The following is a 3,189-nucleotide window of genomic DNA, read 5'->3' as shown; positions in this document are numbered from 1 at the left end:
GGTGGTGTCCGCCCGTCCGCGCCGACGTGGACGGGTCAGTTCTCGACGCGGCCGACCAGCTCGTAGCCGGCCTCGTCGACGGCGGCGGCCACGTCGGAGTCGGCGAGCGGCAGGGTGCTGCCGACGGTGACCCGGCCGGTGGCGAGGTCCACGGCGACGTCCTCGACGCCGTCGAGCTTCTTCAACTCGGCGGTCACCGAGGAGACGCAGTGGCCGCAGGTCATGCCCTTCACCTGGAAGACCGAGGTCCGGCCGGACTCGGCGGCCGGGGCCGCGCCGGCGCCGGTGCCGCACGAGCCGCAGCAGGAGGTGGCCTCGGCGGCGGACTCGACGGTGACGGTGGTCTCGCTCATGGGTGTGCTCCTGTCGTGGTGCCCGGCGCCGTCCGGACTGCCCGGGCGGCTGCTTCGTTTCGAACATACCATACCCCCCTAGGGTAATTACCAGAGCCGCCGGGACACTTTCCGCCGCCCGGCCGAGGCTCTCAACGGCCCGCTGTGACAGTCCTGTTGCGGGTGCCGGGGCAGGGTGGAGGAGCTCCCCCGCATCCCCGGACGACCCGACCCCACCACCTGAGGTGAACCCATGGACCACACCACCCGGCGCGCCCCGCGCGGCCTGCGCGAGACCCTCGCGGCCGGCGAGCGGACCTACTCCTTCGAGTTCTTCCCCGCCAAGGACGAGGCCGGCGAACGCGCCCTGTGGGCGGCGATCCGGCGGGTGGAGGCGGTCGCGCCGACCTTCGTCTCGGTCACCTACGGCGCCGGCGGCTCCTCGCGCGACCGCACCATCGGCACCACCGAACTGATCGCCGCGCAGACCACCCTGCGCCCGGTGGCCCACCTCACCGCCGTCGGCCACTCCACCGCCGAACTCCAGGCCGTCCTACGGCGCTACGCCGACGTCGGCATCCGCGACGTCCTCGCCCTGCGCGGCGACCCGCCGGGCAACCCCAACGGCCGCTGGGAGCCCCACCCGCAGGGCGTGCGGTACGCGGCCGAACTGGTCCGACTCGTCAAGGAGTGCGGCGCGTTCACCGTCGGCGTCGCCGCCTTCCCCGAGCGCCACCCGCGCTCGGCCGACTGGGACGACGACATCCGGCACTTCGTCGCCAAGTGCCGGGCCGGCGCCGACTACGCCGTCACCCAGATGTTCTTCGACGTCGAGCACTACCTGCGGCTGCGCGACCGGCTGGCCGCGGCCGGCTGCGCGACCCCGGTCATCCCCGAGATCATGCCCGCCACCGACGTACGCCAGATCGCCCGCTTCGCCGAACTCAGCGGCGCCTCCTTCCCGTCCGGACTGGCCCGACGGCTGGAGGCGGCCCGCGACGACCGGGCGACGGCCCACCGCATCGGCGTCGACCATGCCACCACAATGGCCGAACGTCTCCTCCACGAGGGCGCGCCCGGCCTCCACTACATCACCCTGAACCGCTCCACCGCCGCCCTGGAGATCCACCGCAACCTCGCCCTCACCACCCCGACCCCCCGCCCGCTGGCACCCACCGCGGCCTGAGCCCGAGGCACCCCACCCCGTCGACTGATCGGCGCCGGCCTCCTCGTCCGAGGAGACCGGCGCCGGAAAGGCCCGTCGGTGTCCGCGCCTACAGCAGCAGGGTGTTGAAGGACTTGCCCGGCCGGTCGAGGCTGTGGCCCCAGTGGCGGCCGGCGGTGTCGAGGATCCTGAGCAGGGTGGCACGGTCCTCGGGGTGGTCCCGCAGCATCAGCGCCGACCGTTCGATGACGAGCAGGTAGTGGTCGGCGGGCACCCAGGCCAGGTCGCGCACGCAGTCCGCGAGGGCGTCCCAGTTCCAGCCGAAGTAGGCCGGGAGACGGAGGTGGATGCTCAGCTGCTCGAAGAGCCGCTGCTCGTCGCCGAGTTCGGCGCCGTCGAGGCGGGCGACGAAGGTGGTGCCGGAGGACGGCAGGAGGTCGGGTCCGGAGGGCCGGGTGTCCGCTCCGAGGTGGTGGACCCAGGGGGCCTCGCCGGTCCAGTACACGGTCATGTTCGTCCGATTCGACAGCAGGTTCAGCGGGGGAGCGGGACAGGGCGACGGTAGGGCTTCAGGGCTTGGGGTGCAGGACGGCCTCGGCGAGCTCCCGTACGCGGTCCATGGTGATGCCCGTGCGTTGTTCGACCGCGAGCGGGTGGCCGGTCGGCTCCAGTTCGATGAAGGGGCGCTCGCCCACGGGACGCGTGTGGACCATGGTCTTCAGGTTGATCGTCGACGGAGAGTACGGGAGCAGGTCGGTCGACAACCAGCCGAAGTACGCGGGCTCCGACTCGCGGCCGGGGGTCTCCCACAGCTCGCTCGCCCGCTCGAACTTCTTCTCGCTGAGCGAGACCCAGACGCCCCAGGAGAAGACGTCGTCCCGGCCGATGACGGGCAGCTCGATCAGTCCTCGCACGAAGAAGGCTTCGCCCTGGATCACGCACTGGTCGGACGAGAGGAGGCAGTCCCGCACCTGTTCCATGTCCGGCTGCCAGTAGGCGGGCGCAGAGCTGGAGAAGTTCATGGGTGTCTCTGCGTGACGTTCGCCGCAGCAGGTGCAGGTGAATCCAAGATCGGCCGACATGCGGCAGAGACTACAGATCCGCTCCCACGCGTTGGTGGCCGGACCCGGGAGTGGTCCGACCACCAACGAGGCGTGTGCGGTCAGGCCCGTGCGAGCCGGTGCCGACCTACGGTTCCCGGCAGGCGGTCAGGCGTCGGCTGTGGGCTGAGGTCAGTGTCCTGTTGCACGGAACCTTGGCAGTCTCACCGAAGCCCGAGCGCTGGCTGTGCCACGGGCCGGAGGGCGCCTCGCTACGAACGGAGTCCATCATTCGCGCGTTCCGTCGCGGCGGCCGACTCGGCGAGTGCACGGACGACGAGCAATGCCGTCCCCTCGTCGTGGATCCCTGTCGATTCCCTCTGCTCCACGATCATTTCCGCTGCCATGTGCGCCGTGGCATGCGCCAGCGAGTACTCGCCCAGGACCAGATCCCGCCCGATGATCCCGATGACAGCGTCGAGAGCGGGGACGACGTCGTACAGGTTCCTTCCATCCGCCCACACGGCTTCTCGGGCCCTCGGATCCTCACTCATGAACGAGATCTTCTCAAGGATCACGAGGCCGACCGACTGTGGGGCGGCAGTCGTGCGGACCCCTGGCCACCGACTCCACCGCGGCCGGCGGCGTGAGC

The 3,189-nt window shown here is 71.1% G+C and carries 5 protein-coding genes; 1 reads left to right on the top strand and 4 read right to left on the bottom strand.

Going from position 1 to position 3,189, the window contains the following annotated elements:
- Nucleotides 1-35: 35 nt before the first annotated feature.
- On the bottom strand, nt 36-353 hold the full coding sequence (locus tag ACFU6K_RS35040; protein WP_380670064.1) for a heavy-metal-associated domain-containing protein: 318 nt from the start codon (nt 351-353) through the stop codon (nt 36-38).
- 232 nt (nt 354-585) lie between these two features.
- On the opposite strand from ACFU6K_RS35040, the gene metF reads away from it, so the two are divergent.
- Nucleotides 586-1,518 (top strand): methylenetetrahydrofolate reductase [NAD(P)H], encoded by a 933-nt coding sequence (gene metF, locus ACFU6K_RS35035; RefSeq protein WP_380670062.1) that lies wholly within the window; start codon nt 586-588, stop codon nt 1,516-1,518.
- A gap of 88 nt (nt 1,519-1,606) precedes the next feature.
- Here the strand turns inward: metF and ACFU6K_RS35030 are convergent, their stop codons facing one another.
- The 3 genes from ACFU6K_RS35030 to ACFU6K_RS35020 form a co-directional block, all read right to left on the bottom strand.
- The gene (locus ACFU6K_RS35030; protein WP_380670060.1) at nt 1,607-2,008 is read right to left on the bottom strand and encodes a barstar family protein; all 402 of its coding nucleotides are present in this window, start codon (nt 2,006-2,008) and stop codon (nt 1,607-1,609) included.
- 58 nt (nt 2,009-2,066) lie between these two features.
- Nucleotides 2,067-2,519 carry a DUF2199 domain-containing protein gene (locus ACFU6K_RS35025; protein WP_380670058.1) on the bottom strand — a complete coding sequence of 151 codons (453 nt, stop codon included), beginning with the start codon at nt 2,517-2,519 and terminating at the stop codon, nt 2,067-2,069.
- 290 nt (nt 2,520-2,809) lie between these two features.
- On the bottom strand, nt 2,810-3,189 hold a 380-nt coding region (locus ACFU6K_RS35020; protein WP_380670056.1), incomplete at its 5' end, for a hypothetical protein.

Source organism: Kitasatospora sp. NPDC057512, from assembly GCF_042802135.1.
Lineage (GTDB): Bacteria > Actinomycetota > Actinomycetes > Streptomycetales > Streptomycetaceae > Kitasatospora.
Note: the sequence above shows the minus strand (reverse complement) of the source record. Positions and strands in the feature narration are given on the sequence as shown.